Source organism: Burkholderia sp. AU16741 (genome assembly GCF_002223345.1).
GTDB classification, from domain to species: domain Bacteria; phylum Pseudomonadota; class Gammaproteobacteria; order Burkholderiales; family Burkholderiaceae; genus Burkholderia; species Burkholderia sola.
This window is the reverse complement of sequence record NZ_NKEZ01000004.1, coordinates 249,817-269,971: the sequence shown is the minus strand read 5'-3', so window position 1 is coordinate 269,971 and position 20,155 is coordinate 249,817. Positions and strand designations below refer to the sequence as shown.

The following is a 20,155-nucleotide window of genomic DNA, read 5'->3' as shown; positions in this document are numbered from 1 at the left end:
ACGAAGGAATTCGTCATGAACGCCAACCGCCTGAACGATTTCGCCGCGACGCTGCTGCGCGTCGCCCTCGGCGTGCTGTACCTCGCGCACGTCGCACAGAAAATATTCGTCTTCACGCTGCCGGGCACCGCGCAGTTCTTCGCGTCGATCGGCCTGCCGGGCTGGCTCGCGTACCTGACCACGTTCGTCGAACTGGCGGGCGGCCTCGCGCTGCTCGCGGGGTTCCGCGTGCGCGTCGCCGCGCTGGTGCTGCTGCCGTTCATGCTCGGCGCGGTCGCCGCGCATCTGCCGAACGGCTGGAGTTTCGCGTCGCCGCACGGCGGCTGGGAATATCCGGCGTTCTGGGCCGTTACGCTGGCCGTCCAGGCGCTGCTGGGCGGCGGCGCGTTCGCGCTCGGCGCGCGGGAGGCCACCCTCCAGCGTGCGTAATCCGAAGGAAAGCAGACGAAAGGGCTGCATGGTTCCACACCACCGGTTCCGGTGACCCCCGGTTTGCCGATATCATCGCTCCCTGTATCCGCAATCGAGCGGCGCCTGCCATGCGGCCGGCGCCGCGCGGCATTTTCGGGGGGAATTCATGACGGTCATCGTGGTGGCGAATCCGAAGGGCGGCGTGGGCAAGAGCACGCTGTCCACCAATCTAGCCGGCTATTTCGCGGCGCAGGGCGCATGGGTCGCGCTGGCCGACCTGGACCGGCAGCAGTCCGCGCATGCGTGGCTCGACCTGCGGCCGGCCGGCTTGCCGGCGATCGAGGCGTGGGAGCTCGATGCGGAGGCGCCGTCGAAGCCGCCGCGCGGGCTCGAATATGCGGTGATCGATACGCCGGCCGGCCTGCACGGCACGCGGCTCAACGTCGCGCTGCAACTGGCCGACAAGGTGATCGTGCCGCTGCAGCCGTCGATGTTCGATATTCTCGCGACCCAGCAGTTTCTGGAACGCCTCGCCGGCGAGAAGGCCGTGCGCAAGGGCAGCGTCGAGGTCGGGATCGTCGGGATGCGGGTCGACGCGCGCACGCGCTCGTCCGACCAGTTGCACCGCTTCGTCGAAGGGCTCGGCCTGCCGGTGCTCGGCTACGTGCGCGATACGCAGAATTACGTGCAGATCGCCGCGCACGGCCTGACGCTGTGGGATGTCGCGAAAAGCCGCGTGGAGAAGGATCTCGAACAGTGGCGGCCGATCGTCGAATGGGCCGAGCGTCGCGTGCAGAAGGGCGAGAAGGCCGTCAAGGCGTCCTGAGCGGCCGCCGTCCGGCCGGCGCGATACCCGGGACCCGATAAGAAAGGGCCGGATCCCGTGGCATACGGCATCCGGCCCTTCTGCAGCGAGCGGAGTCGCGGCACCCGCGCGCGCCGGCACGCGAGCGTGCCGCTCGGCTTACGTCCAGTTCTGCGTCGGCACGTGATCGCGGTGGCCCTTGATCTTGTTGCCTTCGTCGATGAACACGAGCTTCGGCTTCCAGCCGGCCTGCAGTTCGGCTTCGTCGACCATCGCGAACGCCGCGATGATCACGAGGTCGCCGAGCTGCGCGCGGCGCGCGGCCGAGCCGTTCAGCGAGATCATCCCGCTGCCGCGCTCGCCCTTGATCGCGTACGTCGAGAAGCGCTCGCCGTTGTTGATGTTCCAGATGTCGATCCGTTCGTTTTCGATGAGGCCCGCCGCTTCGAGCAGGTCTTCGTCGATCGCGCACGAACCTTCGTAGTGCAGTTCGCAGTGCGTGACCGCCGCACGGTGGATCTTCGATTTGAGCATGTGGCGCTGCATGGGGTCTCCGTGATGCGTCGTGAGAGGCGCGGGCGGGCCGCGCGTCAGATTTCCAGGTTGTCGATGAGGCGCGTCGCGCCGAGCTTCGCGGCCGCGAGCACGACGAGCGGCTCGCCGGCTTCGAGTTCGGCGGCGCTCGGCGCGATCAGGTTCGCGCGGCGGCGGATCGCGATGTAGTCGGGCTGCCAGCCGCGTTCGGCCAGGTGCGTGTGCGCGTGCTGCTCGAGCTTGCCGAGATCGCGTTCGCCGCCGAGCACGCTGTCGCGCACCCGCTGCAGCGTTTTCGCGAGCTCCGGCGCTTCCTTGCGCTCGTCGGTCGTCAGGTAGCGGTTGCGCGACGACAGCGCGAGGCCGTCCTCGTCGCGCACGGTCTCGGCCGCGATGATCTCGACCGGCAGCGCGAGCTGCTGGCACATCCGGCGCACGATCATCAGTTGCTGGTAGTCCTTCTTGCCGAACACGGCGACGCGCGGCTGCACGCAGGACATCAGCTTGGTGACGACCGTGCACACGCCGGCGAAGAAGCCCGGGCGAAACTCGCCTTCGAGAATCCCGCCCAGATCGTCCGGCGGCAGCACGCGGTACTCCTGCGGCTCGGGGTACATGTCGCGCTCGGTCGGCGCGAACAGCACGTACACGTTTTCCTGCTGCAACTTCTCGATGTCGTCCTGGAGCGTGCGCGGGTACTTGTCGAAATCCTCGTTCGGGCCGAATTGCAGCCGGTTGACGAAGATGCTCGCCACGACCGGGTCGCCGTGCTGGCGCGCGAGGCGCATCAGCGACAGGTGCCCTTCGTGCAGGTTGCCCATCGTCGGCACGAACGCCGTGCGGTTCTGTCCGCGCAGCTGGTCGCGCAGTTCCTGGATCGAGCTGATGACTTTCATGATCGGGTAGCGGGTTCCTCGCGCAGGCGCGCGTTGACGCCGCGGCAGCGGCATCGGGGTCGAAGCGGAGAACGCCGGTGCGCGCGGGCGGCGCATCGGGCGTCGGCGGATTGTAGAGGATTTGGCCGCGCGACGCATCGATAAAAGAACGATCGTTCACTTTATAGTGGGACGTGGCGGACACCCGCCGGACGGCCATTCGCCGCGACGAAGCGACGAGCGTCGGAGCGAACCGTGGAACGGGAAGCGGCGGGGGCGGGCCCTTACGCGGGCAGGTACGCGAGACGCACGTAGATCGGCGCGAACGGTTCGGCCTGGGTGATCTCGAGCAGCGATTCACGCGCGAGTTCGAGCATCGCGATGAAGTTCACGACGACGACCGGCACGCCGCGCGACGTGTCGAACAGGTCGGCGAATTCCATGAAGCGCGCGTTCTGCAGCCGGCGCAGGATCAGGCTCATGTGTTCGCGCACCGACAGCTCCTCGCGGGAGATCTTGTGGTGCTGGACGAGCTTCGCGCGCTTGAGCACGTCGGCCCACGCGGCGCGCAGGTCGTCCGAATTCACGTCGGGAAAGCGCGGCGTGACGCTTTGCTCGATGTACACCTCGGCGCGCAGGAAATCGCGGCCGAGCTGCGGCAACTGGTCGAGCCGTTGCGCGGCAAGCTTCATCTGCTCGTACTCGAGCAGCCGGCGCACGAGTTCGGCGCGCGGATCCTCGGCTTCCTCGCCGGTGTCGGCCTTCTTCACCGGCAGCAGCATCCGCGACTTGATCTCGATCAGCATCGCGGCCATCAGCAGGTACTCGGCCGCGAGCTCGAGGTTCGACGTGCGGATTTGATCGACGTAGCCGAGATATTGCGCGGTGACCTGCGCCATCGGGATGTCGAGCACGTTGAAGTTCTGCTTGCGGATCAGGTACAGCAGCAGGTCGAGCGGGCCTTCGAACGTCTCGAGGAACACCTCGAGCGCGTCGGGCGGGATGTAGAGATCCTGCGGCAGCTTGAACAGCGGCTCGCCGTACAGGCGAGCGAACGCCGCGACACCGTCGACCGTGTCGGGCGTCGAATCGGCACCCGCGGGCGCGGCGATCGCGTCGTCCTGCCGGGCGGCGTTGGCCTCGTCGGCGGCGCTCACGTCGTCAGAAGTTCTGGTAGTAGACGTACGACGTTTGCTTCACGCGCGATTCCTGCTGCTCGGCGCGCTCTTCGAGATCGATCGGCTGCTTGTCCCACAGCAGGGAACGGCCCTTGCGTTGCTCTTCCTCGAGCGTCGGCTTCTGCTGCTTGAGCTGGTTCAGGAACTGCGTGACGTCGGACTGGTACGGCATGGCTGGATCTTCCGTTTCGGGCGGCGCACGATGCGCCGGATTCTCGATGGCGGGATTTTACCGCATCGCGGGGAACAGCCGGCGCCAATCGCGCGTCGAATCCGCGGGCCGGCGCTGGCGGGCATCGTGCGGCGGCGCTGCCGGGGCCTTGGCACTCTTTCACAATCGTTTGGCTGCGACGTCGGCGCCCTGTGGTCAAATACAGGGTTTTCCACGAAACCGTAACACTCCAGGACGGCGAGGTCATATTTGGCGGGGCAGTCGAACCAGCAAGCACACACGGCGCATCACGCGGGCCGGCGCGCGGCACGCGATCGCGCCGACGCCGCGGCCCGCGTCGCGCGGGCGGCCCTCGCGGGTTGCCTGGCCGCATGCTTCGCGCTGCCGGCCCATGCGAAGTACGACGTCGACATCGACGCGCCGCGCTCGATCCGCAAGCTCCTGAAGGCGCATCTCGATATCGCCCGCTTCGCGAAGCGCGACGACATCAGCGACGACCAGTTCGACTTCCTCGTGACCGCCACGCAGCAGCAGGTGCGCGACCTGGCCGCGACGGCCGGCTATTTCTCGCCGGTCGTGCGCACCGACGTGCGCACCCGCGACGGCAAGCGCGACGTGCGCATCGCGGTCGATCCGGGCAAGCAGACCATCGTGTCGACGGTCGACCTGACGTTCAAGGGGCCCGTCGAAACCGAGGATCCGAAGCAGGAGTCGGCCACCCGGTTCGCGTTCTCGATGAAGCCGGGCGACCCGTTCACGCAGTCCGACTGGGACGACGCGAAGGGCGCGGCGCTCCGGCAACTGCAGTCGCGCCGCTATCTCGGCGCGAAGATCGCGTCGTCCGAGGCGCGTATCGATCCGCGCACGCAGCGCGCGACGCTCGCGGTCGCGTTCGACAGCGGCCCGACGTTTACGATCGGCAAGGTCGACGTCAACGGCGTGCGCCGTTATCCGGAAAAGATCGTCACGAACGTCAATCCGCTGTCGGAGGGTGAAATCTACGACGTGCGGCGGATCACCGAATTGCAGCGGCAGCTGCAGAACACGCCGTACTACGCGAGCGTCGCGATCGACGTCGGCGACGATACGTCGAAGCCCGAGCTCACGCCCGTGCACGTGAAGGTCAGCGAGTTCCCGTACAACAACATCCGCGGCGGCGTCGGCTTCGCGACCGACACCGGGCCGCACGTGCAGGGTTCCTATACGTATCTCAACACGTTCGGCGCCGCGTGGCCGCTGACCGTGTCGGGCCGGGTCGATCAGATCCAGCAGTACGGGCAGGTCCAGCTGTCGATGCCGCCGGGCGAGAAGGGCTGGACCAACAGCGTGCTCGCGTCGTACACGAACACCAACGTGTCGGATACGCGCATCTACAGCGCGCGGGTCGGCGTGCAGCGCACGCGCACCGGCCAGTTCATCGACTATTCGTATTCGTTGATGTACTACCAGGACCGGCTCGACCAGAACGGTGCGGGGCCGACCACGAGCCGCGCGCTGGTGCCGCAATGGGCGTGGACCCGCCGCAACGTCGACGATCCGCTGTTCCCGCGCTCGGGCAACCTGATTCACGCGGAGGCCGGCTTCGCGGTCAAGCACGTGCTGGCCGACGAAACCTTCATCCGCGGCTACGCGCGCGGGCAGCAGTACGTGCCGATCGGCAAGCGCGACCTGTTCGTGTTTCGCGCGGAGCTCGGCGGCGTGTTCACGAGCGGCAGCTCGACCGGCGTGCCGGCGTCGCTGCTGTTCCGCGCCGGCGGCTCGAACTCGGTGCGCGGTTACGGCTACCAGAGCATCGGCAACAGCGTCGACGGCTCCGTGTTGCCGACCAAGTACCTGATGACGGGGACGGCCGAATACCAGCACTGGTTCAACCGCGACTGGGGCGCCGCGACGTTCTTCGACATCGGCACCGCGACCGACGCGTGGGGCGAACGCGTGTTCTACCCGGGCGTGGGCGTCGGTGCGCGCTGGCGCAGCCCGGTCGGCCCGATCAACGTCGACGTTGCGTACGGGCTGCGCAACCACAGCGTGCGCCCGTACCTGACGCTCGGCATCGCTTTCTGAACCTGCCGCCCTATTGACGACGACCCGCACGACGAACCGCATGACGAAGGACCCGAACGACACGCCGCCGCCTCACGATCCGGATACGCCCGACGGCGCGCCCGGTACGCCGCCGCGCGCGCCGCGCCGCGGCCGCGCGTGGCGCGCCGTCGCGTGGACGCTCGCGACGGTCGTGCTGCTCGTCGTGCTGGCGGCGGGGCTCGTGCTGGGCGCGGTGACGACCGAGTGCGGCACGCGGCTCGCGTGGCAAGTGGCCGGCAAGGTGCTCGGCACGCGGCTCGCGGGCACGCTCGAAGGCGGCTCGCTCGCGACCGGCGTGCGCTTGCGCGGATTCGCGTGGACCAGCCCCGACGGCACCGGCACCGAGGTCCGCATCGACCGGCTCGACGGTCGCTGGGCCCTGACGCGCGCGCCGTGGCGGCTGTCCGTCGCCTATCTGCGCGCCGGCACGATCGACGTGCGGATCGTGCCCGGGCCGTCCACGCCGAGTAAGACGCCGCAGGACCTGAGCCTGCCGCTGCAGGTGCGGATCGACGACCTGCGCGTCGATCGCCTCGCCATTCACGAAGGCACGTCGACGACGCAGCTCGACCATCTCGCGCTGAACGGCCGCAGCGACGGCCGCCATCATGAACTCGTGCTCGAGGGCGTCGATACGCCGTACGGCGCGCTGACCGCGCGCGCGAAGCTCGACGGCGTGAAGCCGTTCGCGCTGACGGGCAATGCGACCTACGTGGGCAAACTCGCCGATGAACCGGTCAACGCGAGCGCGAACGTGTCGGGGTCGCTCGAAGCGCTCGTCGCCGACGTCTCCGCGAGCGGGATGAAGCTGAACGGGCGCGCGCACGTCGAGGCCGCGCCGTTCGGCACGGTGCCGCTCACGCGTGCGTCGCTCGCGTTCGACCACGTGAACCCGCAGGCGCTGTCGCCCGGCGCGCCCGCGGCCGATCTCGCGGTGCGCGCGGAACTCGCACCGGTGAGCGCGCCGGCCGGCTCGGCACCCGCGAAGGGGTTCGCGGTGACGGGCCCGGTGTCGATCGTCAACGCGAAGCCGGGCACGCTCGGCGACCATCTGCTGCCGTTGATCGACGCACACGCGACCGTGCATCTCGACGCGCACGCGCAGCGCATCGACGATCTCGCGCTGAAGCTGATTCGCGACGGCAGCGTGACGGGCGGCGGCACGCTCGCGGGCGGCAAGGGCCGCTTCGACCTGAAGGTCGCGAACCTCGACCTGAACGCGTTCGTCGCCGAGTTGCGGCCGATGCGCCTCGGCGGCCCGCTCGGCGTGACGCTCGCGGGCGACGTGACGACCGTCGATTTCAACCTGAACGACCCGAAGCTCGCGCTGGGCGCGCGCGCCAAGGTCGCGCTGACGAAGCAACAGACCGTGCTGACCGACACGCGCGTGACTGCGGCCAAGGGGCGCATCGACCTGACGGGCGTGTTCCGCCACGACGCGCATTCGACCTATGACGCGAAGGCGACGCTCACCGCGTTCGATCCGCTGCTGCTCGCCGCGATGAGCACGCCTAAGGCAGGCGGCGGCAAGGCGCCCGCGAAAGCGGCCAAGGCGCCGGCCAGGCACGGCGAGACGCGCGTGTCCGGCACGCTGACCGCGTCGGGCGCGTTCGCGCCGCAGGTGTCGACGAAGGCGACCTTCAAGCTCGCCGACAGCCTGTACGACGGCGTGCCGCTGACCGGCGCCGGCGTCGTGCAGATCGCCGGCTCGCGAATCCTGCCGAGCAACGCGAACCTGTCGATCGCCGGCAACCACGTCGACCTGCGCGGCAGCTTCGGCGCGCCCGGCGACCGGCTGCGCTTCGTCGTCGACGCGCCGCAACTCGACCGGCTCGGCTTCGGCGTCGAAGGGCTCGTGCAGGCGCAGGGCGACCTGACCGGCAGCTTCGCGCATCCGAACGTGACGGCCACCTACAAGGCCGAGCACGTCGTCGTCGGGTCGAACCGAATCGGCACCGCCCAGGGCCGCGCGGACATCCGCGACGGCGCGCACGGCGCGCTCGTGTTCACGGCCGACGCGTCCGACATCGCGCTCGGTTCGTTCAAGCTGAAGTCGTTGCGCGCGAACCTCGACGGCACGCGTGCGAAGCACACGCTCGACGCCTCGGCGCTCGGGGTGGCCGGCGGCCGCGTGATCGACCTCACGCTGGCGGCGAACGGCGGCGTGGTCGAGAGCCGCGACGGCATGCGCTGGGACGGCACCGTCACGCGGCTCGCGAATCGCGGCACGCCGGCGCTCGCGCTGCAGGCGCCGCTGACGATATCGGCGGGCGCCGGTCGCGTGACGCTCGGCGCGACACGGCTCACGCTCGAAGGCGCGGCGATCGACCTGAAATCGTTCGTGTTCGATCGCGGCCAGATGCGCTCGGCCGGTTCGGTGACCGGCGCATCGGTCGCGCGTTTCCTCGAGGTGCGCCAGGCGCTGACCGGCCAGCGGCCGCCGGTGCGGACCGACGTCGTGCTCGATGCCGACTGGGATTTCTCGCTCGGCGCGAACGCGACGGGCTACGTGCAGGTGAAGCGCCGCGGCGGCGACGTGACGATCGAGACCGGGCGCGGCATCGCGTCGCTCGGCCTGACCGACCTGTCCGCCCGCGCGAGCTTCGCGCCCGGCAACCGGCTCAACGTGACCGCGCTCGCGAAGGCGAGCCGGATCGGCACGCTCGACGCGAACGTCACGGTGCCGTTCGCGCTGCGCGACGGCGTGTTCGGCATCGTCGACGACGGCCCGTTGTCGGGCCGCATCGACGCCGACATCCCCGCGCTGAAGACCACCGGCAACCTGCTCGGGCCGAGCTACCTGCTCGGCGGGCGCGCGGCGCTGAAGCTGACGGTGTCCGGCACGCCGGTAAAACCGAACCTGTCGGGGACGCTGACGGGCGACGAGCTGTCCGCGACGCTGATCGACCAGGGCGTGCAGTTGAAGGACGGCATCGTGCGCGTGAAGCTGTCGGACAACCTCGTCGAATTCCAGCAGGTCGAGTTCCACGGCGGCGACGGCACGCTGCGCGCGCTCGGCCGCGTGCGCCTTGACGGCGAGGCGCCGGACCTGACCGCCAGCATCGTCGCGGACAAGCTCGAACTGTTCGCGGCGCCGGACCGCAAGCTGTCGCTGTCGGGCAAGGCCACCGTCGCGAACGACGGGCCGCGCGGCGCGCTGGCGATCGACGGCAAGTTCGTCGTCGATCGCGCGCTATTCGACCTGCCGGAGCAATCGGCGCCGCACCTGTCGGACGACGTCGTGATCGTGCAGCCGGACGGCACGGTGCGCGGCGAGACGCCCACCGGCACCGCGGCCGCGAAGCCGAAGCCGGTCGAAAACAAGCCGGCGCCGTCGCTGGCGCCGCGCGCGAACATCGACGTCGGGCTCGGCAACAACTTCCGCTTCAAGGGCCACGGCGCGGATCTCGGGCTGCGCGGCACGATCACCGTGATGAGCGCGCCGGGCGTGCCGCTACGCGCGGTCGGCAACGTGCGCGTGACCGAGGGCTCGACGTACACGACGTTCGGCCGCAAGCTCGCGATCGAGAACGGTTTCTTCACGTTCAACGGCCCGGTGTCGAACCCGGGCGTCAACATCCTCGCGATGCGGCGCAACCAGGAGGTCGAGGCCGGCGTGCAGGTGACGGGCACGATCCAGTCGCCGACGGTCAAGCTCGTGTCGGAGCCGAACGTGACGGACAACGAAAAGCTGTCGTGGCTGCTGTTCGGGCACGGCACCGACCAGGGCAACAACGTCGGTCAGCAGGGCGCGATGACGGCGGCGCTCGGCCTGCTCGGCAGCGTGACCGGCAAGCGCGTCGCGCAGACCTTCGGCCTCGACGAGGTGTCGGTCGGCCGCAGCGAGGTCGGCCTGACCGATCCGCAGGTCGTGCTGGTGTCGAAGGCGATCAACGAGCGGTTCGTGCTTGGCTTCGAGCAGGGGTTGCAATCGGCGAGCAACGCGTTCAAGGCGACGATCAACCTGACGCGCTTCTGGTCGGTGTCCGCGTACGGCGGCACGTTCCAGGGTGTCGACCTGAACTACACGCGGCGCTTCGACCGGTGGTTCGGGCAGCGGTGACGAACGGCGCGGCGTACCGGGCAGCGATAAAAAAGCCCCGCACGATTCAAATCGTGCGGGGCTTTTTTGCGCAGCAGGCAGCCGCGCGTTCCGCTTACTTCACGCGCATGCCCGGCTTCGCGCCGCTGTGCGGCTCGAGGATGTAGAGGCCCGGTTCCGCCTTCTCGTCGGTGGCCGACGCGGCGAGCACCATCCCTTCGGACAGGCCGAACTTCATCTTGCGCGGCGCGAGGTTCGCGACCATCACCGTCAGCTTGCCGACGAGCTGCTCGGGCTGGTACGCGGACTTGATGCCCGAGAACACGTTGCGGGTCTTTTCCTCGCCGACGTCGAGCGTGAGCTGCAGCAGCTTGTCCGAGCCTTCCACGGCCTGGCATGCGACGATCTTCGCGATGCGCAGGTCGATCTTCGCGAAATCGTCGATCGAGATCGGTGCGTCGTCGGCGCCGTTCGCGGCGGCCGGCTTCGCGTTCGCCTTCGCGTTGTTCTTCGCATCCTTCGCGGCGTTCGCGCTCGCGGCGGCCGCACCCGTCGTTTCGGCCTGCAGCGAATCGCGGTTCGCGGCGAGCAGCGCTTCGAGCTGCTTCGCATCGACGCGCGTCATCAGGTGCTGGTACGCCTTGATCGGCTGCGCCGACGACAGCGGCTTCGCGGCATCGGCCCACGCGAGCGGCGCGATCCCGAAGAACGCCTCGACCGCAACGGCCACGCGCGGCATCACCGGCTTCAGCGCGAGCGACAGCAGGCGGAACGCCTCGAGGCTCACGCTGCAGGTTTCGTGCAGCGCGACCGCGTTGGCCGGATCCTTCGCGAGATCCCACGGCTTCGCGCCGTCGACGTACGCGTTCACTTCGTCCGCGAGCTCCATCGTGTGGCGCAGCGCGCGGCCGTATTCGCGTGCTTCGTAGCTCGCGGCGATCTGCGGAATCGCATCGCGCAGCTTCGCGACGAGCGGATGATTCATCGCGCTGTCCTGCACGCGGCCGTCGAAACGCTTGAGCAGGAAGCCGGCCGCTCGGCTCGCGATGTTCACGTACTTGCCGACGAGATCGCTGTTCACGCGCGCCTGGAAGTCGTCGAGGTTCAGGTCGATGTCTTCCATCGTCGCGTTCAGCTTCGCCGCGAAGTAGTAGCGCAGCCACTCGGGGTTCAGGCCCGTGTCGATGTAGCTCTGCGCGGTGATGAACGTCCCGCGCGACTTCGACATCTTCGCGCCGTCGACCGTCAGGAAGCCGTGCGCGAACACGTTGGTCGGCGTGCGATGGCCCGAGAACTCGAGCATCGCGGGCCAGAACAGCGTGTGGAAGTACAGGATGTCCTTGCCGATGAAGTGATACTGCTCGGCCTTCGAGCCCGGGCGGATCCACGCATCGAAATCGATGCCGTTACGGTCGCACAGGTTCTTGAAGCTCGCGTAGTAGCCGACCGGCGCGTCGAGCCACACGTAGAAATACTTGCCGGGCGCGCCCGGGATCTCGAAACCGAAATACGGCGCGTCGCGCGAGATGTCCCAGTCGGCGAGCTTGGCTTCGCCGGCGTCGCCGAGCCATTCGCGCATCTTGTTGGTCGCTTCGGGCTGCGCGAGGCCGCTCACCCATTCGCGCAGGAACGATTCGCAGCGCGGGTCGGACAGGCGGAAGAAGTAGTGCTTCGAGGTCTTGCGCACCGGCGTCGCGCCCGACACTACCGAATACGGGTTCAGCAGTTCGGTCGGCAGGTACGTCGAGCCGCACACTTCGCAGCTGTCGCCGTACTGGTCCTTCGCGTGGCACTTCGGGCACTCGCCCTTGATGAAGCGGTCCGGCAGGAACATCTCCTTCACCGGATCGTAGGCCTGCTCGATTTCGCGTTCGGCGATCAGGCCGGCTTCCTGCAGCGCGAGATAGATCTTCTCGCTCAGCACGCGGTTCTCGTCCGAATCGGTGGAGTAGAAGTTGTCGAACGACACGCCGAAGCTGTCGAAGTCGCGCTTGTGCTCCGTCCACACGCGCTCGATCAGCTGCTTCGGCGTCAGGCCTTCCTTCTCCGCGCGCAGCATGACCGGCGTGCCGTGCGTATCGTCGGCGCCGATGTAGTAGACCTCATGGCCATGCATTCGCAGCGTCCGCACCCAGATGTCGGTCTGGATGTACTCGACCAGGTGGCCGATGTGGATCTGCCCGTTGGCATAGGGCAGTGCGGACGTAACGAGGATCTGGCGGCTGCCTTGCGGCGCCGCGGCCTGCACGGAAGTGAGGTCGGATGCGGACATAGGGTCTGGAGAAGAACAGCGGGAAAAACGACGGGAAACCGCGATTCTAGCAGGGGGCGCGGGCCAGCGCGGCGGGCAAGCGCCGCGGGCCGGACGCCGGAACGACCAAGGCCGCTCGCGCGGCGTACCCGGCGGCGACATGTTGCGACGCAACATGAATTCTGCGGGCAAAAAAAACCGGGGCGGATACGGCCCCGGAGCAACAACGACAAGAGGAGAATGGTGACGCGCCGGCAACACCAGCCGCGTACCGTAAATACTGACCACGGCCTGCGACAGAAGTTCGAAAATTTTTTCGATTCGTTACCGGCCCCGCCGAAAGCCTTGTGCGGCGGGGCTGTGCGGGCAGGGCGCCCGCACGTTTCCTCTCGTGGTCGCGCTTATTGATGCTGTTGCGGCGCGCGCAGGTAGATCTCGACGCGGCGGTTCTGGGCGCGGCCGGCCTCGGTCGCGTTGTCCGCGATCGGGTTCGACGGACCCATGCCTTGCGCCGACAGACGGCCGCCGTTCACGCCGCGCTGCACGAGCGCGTTCACGACGCTTTGCGCGCGGTTCTGCGACAGCGTCTGGTTCAGCTGCGCCGAGCCCGTGCTGTCCGTGTAGCCGACGATCGACGCCGTCACTTGCGGGTTCTGGTTCAGCGTCGTCGCCAGGTCGTTCAGCAGCGGCGTGAACGCCGGCGTGATCGCATACTGGTTCGTCGCGAACGTGACCGAGCTCGGCACGTTCAGCTTCAGCGAGCCGTCCGGCTGCTCGGTGACTTGCGTACCCGTCTGCGCGGCCGACGGCGCGAGCTTGTTCTTGATCGCTTGCCAGTTGTAACCCGTCACGCCGCCGACCAGTGCGCCGACGCCCGCGCCGATCGCCGCGCCCTTGCCGCCACCGGCCAGTGCGCCGATGCCCGCGCCCAGCGCCGCACCCGTGCCGGTGCCGACGGCCGTATTGTTGCCTTGCTGCGTGGCGCAGCCTGCCAGCAGTGCGCCGGCGAGTGCGAAGGCGGACAGGCGAGTCGCGATTTTCATGTTCATCTTGGATTCCTCTCTTGGTTGAACGAGTCGACAACGACGACAAACAACAGTCATGGCTCCCTGCGCGGGCCGTCCGAAAAAGGAAGGCCGGCCTGCGCTCGCGGCAGCCACCGAGGCGGTCGCATGCCCTGTCCGTCAGCGTGGCTGTTCGGGCAGCGCGACGCGTCAGCCTCTACAATATAGGCGGTGAGTGGCCGATTTGGCCCTATAGCATGCCGCACGCGAAGAGTGCGCCGGGTCGCGCGTTCGCGCAATGGCGTGCAACAGATTCTTTCACTTTTCCCGAATTTCGCCGCGAAATTTGATATTTTTTGACGTTTTGCGCGCGAGAAAAACGTTTTCACGGAGTCTTGATGAGCATTGACCGGGCCCAAGTCGACGCCGCGCTGGCGGCAGTCGTCGACCCCAATACCAGCCGCCCGTACGCGGCGAACAAGGGCGTGCGCAACGTCGCGATCGAAGGCGACGTCGTGGCGCTCGACGTGGTGCTCGGTTATCCGGCGCGCAGCCAGCATGACGGCGTGCGCATGCGCGTCGCCGCGGCGCTCCAGGCCGTGCCGGGCGTGCGCGACGCGCGCGTCGCCGTGTCGCAGGAGATCGTCGCGCATACGGTGCAGCGCGGCGTGAAACTGTTGCCGAACGTGAAGAACATCGTCGCGGTCGCGTCGGGCAAGGGCGGCGTCGGCAAGAGCACGACGGCGGTGAACCTCGCGCTCGCGCTGGCTTCGGAAGGCGCGTCGGTCGGCATTCTCGACGCCGACATCTACGGCCCGTCGCTGCCGACGATGCTCGGCATCCACGGCCAGCGCCCCGAGTCGCCGGACAACCAGTCGATGAACCCGCTCGTCGGCCACGGGCTGCAGGCGAACTCGATCGGCTTCCTGATCGAGGAAGACAACCCGATGGTGTGGCGCGGCCCGATGGCGACGTCCGCGCTCGAGCAGCTGCTGCGCCAGACCAACTGGCGCGAGCTCGACTACCTGATCGTCGACATGCCGCCGGGCACGGGCGACATCCAGCTCACGCTCGCGCAGCGCGTGCCCGTCACCGGTGCGGTGATCGTCACGACGCCGCAGGACATCGCGCTGCTCGACGCGAAGAAGGGGCTGAAGATGTTCGAGAAGGTCGGGATCCCGATCCTCGGCATCGTCGAGAACATGAGCATTCACATCTGCTCGAACTGCGGCCACGAGGAGCACATCTTCGGCGCCGGCGGGGCGGAGCGGATGGCGAAGGATTACGACGTGACCGTGCTCGGCAGCCTGCCGCTCGACATCGCGATCCGCGAGCGGGCCGACAGCGGCACGCCGACGGTCGCGGCCGATCCGGAAGGCGCGCTCGCGCGTCGTTACCGCGACATCGCGCGCGGCGTCGCACTGGCGATTGCCGAGCGATCGCGCGACATGACGTCGAAGTTCCCGTCGATCGTTGTTCAAAATACGTAAAACCCTTGCGGGGCGGGGCCTCACGCTGTTGGCGGCGCCGCGAGGCGCGGTATCATGGCGACTTTCCCCGGGTCCCTTTACCCGCCCGGCGCGGCCGTCGTCTCAAACGGCGGCCAGCCGGCATGAGGATCGAATGAAACAACGACATCACGGCGTGCGCGCCGGCCGCGCGCGGCGCGCGCTGCTGGCCGCCGCCGCGCTGGGCCTGCTGGCCGGCTGTACCTCCTTTTCCTCGTCGCACGAAAAACGGGCCGACGCGCAACTGCAGCCGACGGTCGGCTCCCAGGCGCGCGGTGCGGTGACGTTCGTCGAGCGCCCGGACGGCGTGCAGGTCACCTACAACCTGGTTGGCCTGCCGCCGAACAGCGATCACGCGCTGCAGGTGCACGAGCGCGGCGACTGCAACGCGGGCGACGGCTCGAGCGCCGGCCAAGTATTCGCGCCGGCCGCCGACCGGCTGCGCGCGGGCGCGCGCGTCGCCGGCGATCTCGGCAACATCCACGCGGATGCGAACGGCGTCGCGGCCGGCTTCATCGTCGCGCCCGATCTGGCCCTCGACGGCGTGCGCTCGGCGATGAACCGCGCGGCGCTGGTGCACCGCGACGCGAGCGACCCGGCATTTGCGCAGCATGGCGCGGGGCCCGCGCTGGCCTGCGGCGTGATCCGTTGACGGCTGCCGCGTGCGTGGGCCGATGATCGCGTAAAATGTGCGCCTTTCCCGGCCGCCGCCTCGCGCGAGCGGCCCTCTCAGATTGTCACGCAGCGTTTCCAGGCGCCCTGATATGAGCATCAAGTCCGACAAATGGATTCGGCGCATGGCCGAAGAGCACAAGATGATCGAGCCGTTCGTGCCCGATCAGGTCCGCGCGTCCGAGGACGGCCGCCGGATCGTCAGCTACGGCACGTCGAGCTACGGCTACGACATCCGCTGCGCGGACGAATTCAAGATCTTCACGAACATCAACTCGACGATCGTCGATCCGAAGAACTTCGACGAGGGTTCGTTTGTCGATTTCAAGGGCGACGTGTGCATCATCCCGCCGAACTCGTTCGCGCTGGCCCGCACCGTCGAATATTTCCGCATTCCGCGCACCGTGCTGACGGTCTGCCTCGGCAAGTCGACCTACGCGCGCTGCGGGATCATCGTCAATGTGACGCCGTTCGAACCCGAGTGGGAAGGCTACGTCACGCTGGAATTCTCGAACACCACGCCGTTGCCCGCGAAGATCTACGCGAACGAAGGCGTCGCGCAGGTGCTGTTCTTCGAAAGCGACGAGGTGTGCGACGTGTCGTACGCCGATCGCGGCGGCAAGTATCAGGGTCAGCGCGGTGTCACGCTGCCGAAAACCTGATCTGGTTGCATAACGTCTCACCAGTTTCCGGGTGACCGCTGCGCGTGACGCGCCGCGGTCGTTCTTTTTGGAGAATCGCCCATGAAGTTTCGTTTTCCCGTCGTCATCATCGACGAAGATTTCCGCTCCGAGAACATCTCGGGCTCCGGCATCCGGGCGTTGGCCGAAGCGATCGAGAAGGAGGGCGTCGAAGTCCTCGGCCTCACGAGCTACGGCGATCTGACGTCGTTCGCGCAGCAATCGAGCCGCGCGTCGTGTTTCATCCTGTCGATCGACGACGACGAACTCATGCTCGGCGAGACCGGCCCGGACGGCGAGTTGCCCGAATTGGCGACCGCGATCATCGAGCTGCGCGCGTTCGTCACCGAAGTGCGCCGCCGCAACGCGGACATCCCGATCTTCCTGTACGGCGAGACGCGCACGTCGCGGCATCTGCCGAACGACATCCTGCGCGAACTGCACGGCTTCATCCACATGTTCGAGGACACGCCGGAGTTCGTCGCGCGCCACATCATCCGCGAGGCGAAGGTCTATCTCGATTCGCTCGCGCCGCCGTTCTTCAAGGAGCTCGTCAAGTACGCGGACGAAGGCTCGTATTCGTGGCACTGCCCGGGTCACTCGGGCGGCGTCGCGTTCCTGAAGAACCCGCTCGGCCAGATGTTCCACCAGTTCTTCGGCGAGAACATGCTGCGCGCGGACGTCTGCAACGCGGTGGACGAACTCGGCCAGTTGCTCGACCACACCGGCCCGGTCGCGGCGTCCGAGCGCAACGCGGCGCGCATCTTCAGCGCGGACCACCTGTTCTTCGTGACCAACGGCACGTCGACGTCGAACAAGATCGTCTGGCACGCGACGGTCGCGCCCGGCGACATCGTGCTGGTCGACCGCAACTGCCACAAGTCGATCCTGCACGCGATCACGATGACGGGCGCGATTCCGGTGTTCCTCACGCCGACGCGCAACCATTTCGGCATCATCGGGCCGATCCCGCGCGACGAATTCAAGCCGGAGAACATCCGCAAGAAGATCGAGGCGAACCCGTTCGCGCGCGAGGCGCTGCGCGAGAACCCGGACATGAAGCCGCGGATCCTGACGATCACGCAGAGCACGTACGACGGCGTCGTCTACAACGTCGAGATGATCAAGGACCTGCTCGGCGACCTGCTCGACACGCTGCACTTCGACGAAGCATGGCTGCCGCACGCGACGTTCCACGATTTCTACCGCGACATGCACGCGATCGGCGACGGCCGTCCGCGCACGGGCGCGCTCGTGTTCGCGACGCACTCGACGCACAAGCTGCTCGCCGGTATCTCGCAGGCGTCGCAGATCGTCGTGCAGGATTCGGAGAACCGCACGTTCGACAAGCACCGCTTCAACGAGGCGTACCTGATGCACACGTCGACGAGCCCGCAGTACGCGATCATCGCGTCGTGCGACGTCGCGGCCGCGATGATGGAGCCGCCGGGCGGCACCGCGCTCGTCGAGGAATCGATCGCCGAGGCGATCGACTTCCGCCGCGCGATGCGCAAGGTCGACGCCGAATACGGCGACGACTGGTTCTTCAGCGTGTGGGGCCCGGACAACCTGTCCGAGGAAGGCATCGGTTCGCGCGAGGACTGGATGCTGAAGCCGAACGACCACTGGCACGGCTTCGGCCCGCTCGCGGAAGGCTTCAACATGCTCGACCCGATCAAGGCGACGATCATCACGCCGGGGCTCGACGTCGACGGCGAGTTCGGCGAGACGGGCATTCCAGCCGCGATCGTCACGAAGTACTTGGCCGAGCACGGGATCATCGTCGAGAAGACCGGCCTGTATTCGTTCTTCATCATGTTCACGATCGGCATCACGAAGGGCCGCTGGAACTCGATGGTGACCGAGCTGCAGCAGTTCAAGGACGACTACGACAACAACCAGCCGCTGTGGCGCGTGCTGCCGGAATTCGTCGCGCAGCATCCGCGCTACGAGCGCGTCGGCCTGCGCGACCTGTGCACGCAGATCCACGACGTGTACCGCGCGAACGACATCGCGCGCCTGACGACCGAGATGTACCTGTCGGACATGGAGCCGGCGATGAAGCCGTCGGACGCGTTCGCGAAGCTCGCGCACCGCAAGATCGACCGCGTGCCGCTCGACGAGCTCGAAGGCCGCGTGACGAGCATCCTGCTGACGCCGTACCCGCCGGGCATTCCGCTGCTGATCCCGGGCGAGCGCTTCAACAAGACGATCGTGAACTACCTGCGGTTCGCGCGCGACTTCAACGAGCGCTTCCCGGGCTTCCACACCGACATCCACGGCCTCGTCGCGGAAGAGGTGAACGGCCGCGTCGAGTACTTCGTCGACTGCGTGCGCGACTGATGGCGGCGCGCGGACGATTCCGGACGATGCGCGCGGCGCTGGCCGCGCTCGTCGTCTGGGCGGCAGGATTGGCGGGGCTCGCCGGCGCGGGCGTTGCTCATGCGGAAGTCGCGGCGGCCGACCCGATCGACGTCGCGATGCGGCAATGCTTCGCGCGGCGCGACCGGTCGTCGCCGGCCGGCCAGATCCAGTGCATGGGCGAAGCGCAGCAGCAGTGGCAGGCAGTGATGGACGGCGCGTACCAGCGCCTGTTGAAGGATGCGCCTGCCGACGCGAAGCGCGGCTGGCAGGACAGCCAGCGCCGCTGGCTCACGTGGCGCAAGGACGAAGTGCTGCTGCTGAAGGCCGTGTACGACACGACGCGCGGCAGCGCGTATGCGATGTCGAGCGCCGACCTGCAACTGCAGCCGGTGCGCGATCGCGCGCTCGCGCTGCGCGGGGCGGCCGATCGCTATGCGCCGCCGCCCGCCGCCGTGCCGGTCGCGGCGACGAGCGGTGCGCAGGGCGGTGCGGGTGCGGCGGCGCCGGCCGGCGCCAAGCCGGCGAACGCGCCGCGCGATCCGGCGATCCGCCGCGTGCGGCCGTGCGTGCAGGACGCCGCGTGCGAACACGCGGTGTTCGACCTGAACCGCTATTACCGGAAGCTGCACCGCAAGATGCCCGCGCATTCGGCGGCGACGCTCGTGCGCGCGCAGCGCGCATGGGTGGCGTTCCGCGATGCGACCGCGCCGCTCGTCGGCGAGGACGGACGCGTCGACCTGATCGGCGCGCGCATCGCGACGATGAAGCGGTTGTCGGAGACGGCCGGCAATCGGTAGCCATCGCGGCGATGCCGGCGAGCCGGCGCGGCAACGCAAAACGGGCACCCTCGGGTGCCCGTTTGCATGGGGGCGGCGCGTGCGCCGCTTACGCGGGCTGCCGCATATCCAGACGGCCGAACCACGACGGCACGAGCGCGACCGCGTCGTCGAGCGACGCGAGCACGTGCAGGCTCAGCGCGACGATCTCGGGCGTCGGCGCCTTCAGGTCGGGCACGGTGACGACCGCGGCGCCGGCGCCGGCCGCCGACAGCGCGCCGAAGTCGCTGTCCTCGAACGCGACGCAGGCCTGCGCCGGCACGCCGAGACGCTCGGCCGCGAGCCGGTAGACGGCCGGGTCGGGCTTGCCGCGCGCGACTTCGTTGCCGCCCGCGATCGCGCGGAAGAACGGCAGCACGCCGACCGCGTCGAGCCGCGCGCGGATCACGTCGGTCGCGGACGACGACGCGACCGCGCACGGAATGCCGGCCTGCGCGAGTGTGTCGAGCAGCGCGAGCGCGCCCGACTTCAGCGGAAACTTCGGATGGGGTTCGGGCGCGGCGAGTTGCTCGCGCACGCGGACGCGCACCGCGTCGAACGTATCGGCGTCGCCGATCAGCCGCGCGAGGATCACCTGGCCTTCGGCGAACGAGCGGCCGACGATCTGCAGGTAATCGATCTCGGTCAGCACGACGCCGTGCGCGTTCGACACGTCGATCCACGTGTTCATGATGGTCCGCTCGGAATCGACGAGCAGGCCGTCCATGTCGAAGAGCGCGGCGGAAAAGGTCATCGGGG

General features: G+C 68.2%; 16 protein-coding genes. 9 read left to right on the top strand and 7 right to left on the bottom strand.

Going from position 1 to position 20,155, the window contains the following annotated elements; translation table 11 throughout:
* Positions 1-15: 15 nt before the first annotated feature.
* Complete coding sequence (locus CFB89_RS12690) at positions 16-429, top strand: DoxX family protein (protein ID WP_089468186.1); 414 nt, start codon at positions 16-18, stop codon at positions 427-429.
* A 148-nt stretch (positions 430-577) separates the two neighbouring features.
* A complete protein-coding gene (locus CFB89_RS12685) occupies positions 578-1,237 on the top strand; it encodes a ParA family protein (RefSeq protein ID WP_089468185.1) in 660 nt (219 codons plus the stop codon).
* Positions 1,238-1,375: 138 nt separating this feature from the next.
* Here CFB89_RS12685 and panD read toward each other — a convergent pair whose 3' ends face one another.
* From panD to CFB89_RS12665, 4 genes are all read right to left on the bottom strand, one after another.
* Entirely contained in the window at positions 1,376-1,762 is a 387-nt protein-coding gene (gene panD, locus CFB89_RS12680) for an aspartate 1-decarboxylase (protein WP_006484038.1), read from the bottom strand.
* A gap of 44 nt (positions 1,763-1,806) precedes the next feature.
* Entirely contained in the window at positions 1,807-2,646 is an 840-nt protein-coding gene (gene panC, locus CFB89_RS12675) for a pantoate--beta-alanine ligase (protein ID WP_089468271.1), read from the bottom strand.
* 263 nt (positions 2,647-2,909) lie between these two features.
* Complete coding sequence (locus CFB89_RS12670) at positions 2,910-3,782, bottom strand: ScpA family protein (RefSeq protein WP_089468184.1); 873 nt, start codon at positions 3,780-3,782, stop codon at positions 2,910-2,912.
* A gap of 4 nt (positions 3,783-3,786) precedes the next feature.
* The gene (locus CFB89_RS12665; protein ID WP_006478107.1) at positions 3,787-3,975 is read right to left on the bottom strand and encodes a DUF3460 family protein; all 189 of its coding nucleotides are present in this window, start codon (positions 3,973-3,975) and stop codon (positions 3,787-3,789) included.
* Positions 3,976-4,224: 249 nt separating this feature from the next.
* Between CFB89_RS12665 and CFB89_RS12660 the strand changes: the two genes are divergently transcribed.
* Positions 4,225-6,039: an autotransporter assembly complex family protein gene (locus CFB89_RS12660; protein ID WP_089468183.1), complete on the top strand. Its 1,815-nt coding sequence runs from the start codon at positions 4,225-4,227 to the stop codon at positions 6,037-6,039.
* 40 nt (positions 6,040-6,079) lie between these two features.
* Positions 6,080-10,123: a translocation/assembly module TamB domain-containing protein gene (locus tag CFB89_RS12655; RefSeq protein WP_089468270.1), complete on the top strand. Its 4,044-nt coding sequence runs from the start codon at positions 6,080-6,082 to the stop codon at positions 10,121-10,123.
* Positions 10,124-10,217: 94 nt separating this feature from the next.
* Here the strand turns inward: CFB89_RS12655 and metG are convergent, their stop codons facing one another.
* Both metG and CFB89_RS12635 read right to left on the bottom strand, forming a co-directional pair.
* Complete coding sequence (gene metG, locus CFB89_RS12650; protein WP_089468182.1) at positions 10,218-12,374, bottom strand: methionine--tRNA ligase; 2,157 nt, start codon at positions 12,372-12,374, stop codon at positions 10,218-10,220.
* 380 nt (positions 12,375-12,754) lie between these two features.
* Positions 12,755-13,402, bottom strand: coding sequence for an OmpA family protein (locus tag CFB89_RS12635; protein ID WP_089468181.1), 648 nt, complete (start codon positions 13,400-13,402; stop codon positions 12,755-12,757).
* A 353-nt stretch (positions 13,403-13,755) separates the two neighbouring features.
* On the opposite strand from CFB89_RS12635, the gene apbC reads away from it, so the two are divergent.
* The 5 genes from apbC to CFB89_RS12610 all read left to right on the top strand — a co-directional run bounded on the left by apbC (position 13,756) and on the right by CFB89_RS12610 (position 19,378).
* A complete protein-coding gene (gene apbC / locus CFB89_RS12630; RefSeq protein WP_089468180.1) occupies positions 13,756-14,847 on the top strand; it encodes an iron-sulfur cluster carrier protein ApbC in 1,092 nt (363 codons plus the stop codon).
* Between the two features lie 133 nt (positions 14,848-14,980).
* Positions 14,981-15,517: a superoxide dismutase [Cu-Zn] gene (sodC, locus tag CFB89_RS12625; protein WP_048989052.1), complete on the top strand. Its 537-nt coding sequence runs from the start codon at positions 14,981-14,983 to the stop codon at positions 15,515-15,517.
* 112 nt (positions 15,518-15,629) lie between these two features.
* Positions 15,630-16,199, top strand: coding sequence for a dCTP deaminase (gene dcd / locus CFB89_RS12620; protein ID WP_006398615.1), 570 nt, complete (start codon positions 15,630-15,632; stop codon positions 16,197-16,199).
* 81 nt (positions 16,200-16,280) lie between these two features.
* The gene (locus CFB89_RS12615; protein ID WP_006497175.1) at positions 16,281-18,560 is read left to right on the top strand and encodes an arginine/lysine/ornithine decarboxylase; all 2,280 of its coding nucleotides are present in this window, start codon (positions 16,281-16,283) and stop codon (positions 18,558-18,560) included.
* Complete coding sequence (locus tag CFB89_RS12610; RefSeq protein ID WP_089468179.1) at positions 18,560-19,378, top strand: lysozyme inhibitor LprI family protein; 819 nt, start codon at positions 18,560-18,562, stop codon at positions 19,376-19,378. The genes CFB89_RS12615 and CFB89_RS12610 overlap by 1 nt, the downstream gene beginning before the upstream one ends.
* 88 nt (positions 19,379-19,466) lie before the next feature.
* Here CFB89_RS12610 and CFB89_RS12605 read toward each other — a convergent pair whose 3' ends face one another.
* On the bottom strand, positions 19,467-20,150 hold the full coding sequence (locus CFB89_RS12605; RefSeq protein ID WP_089468178.1) for an HAD family phosphatase: 684 nt from the start codon (positions 20,148-20,150) through the stop codon (positions 19,467-19,469).
* Positions 20,151-20,155: the final 5 nt, after the last annotated feature.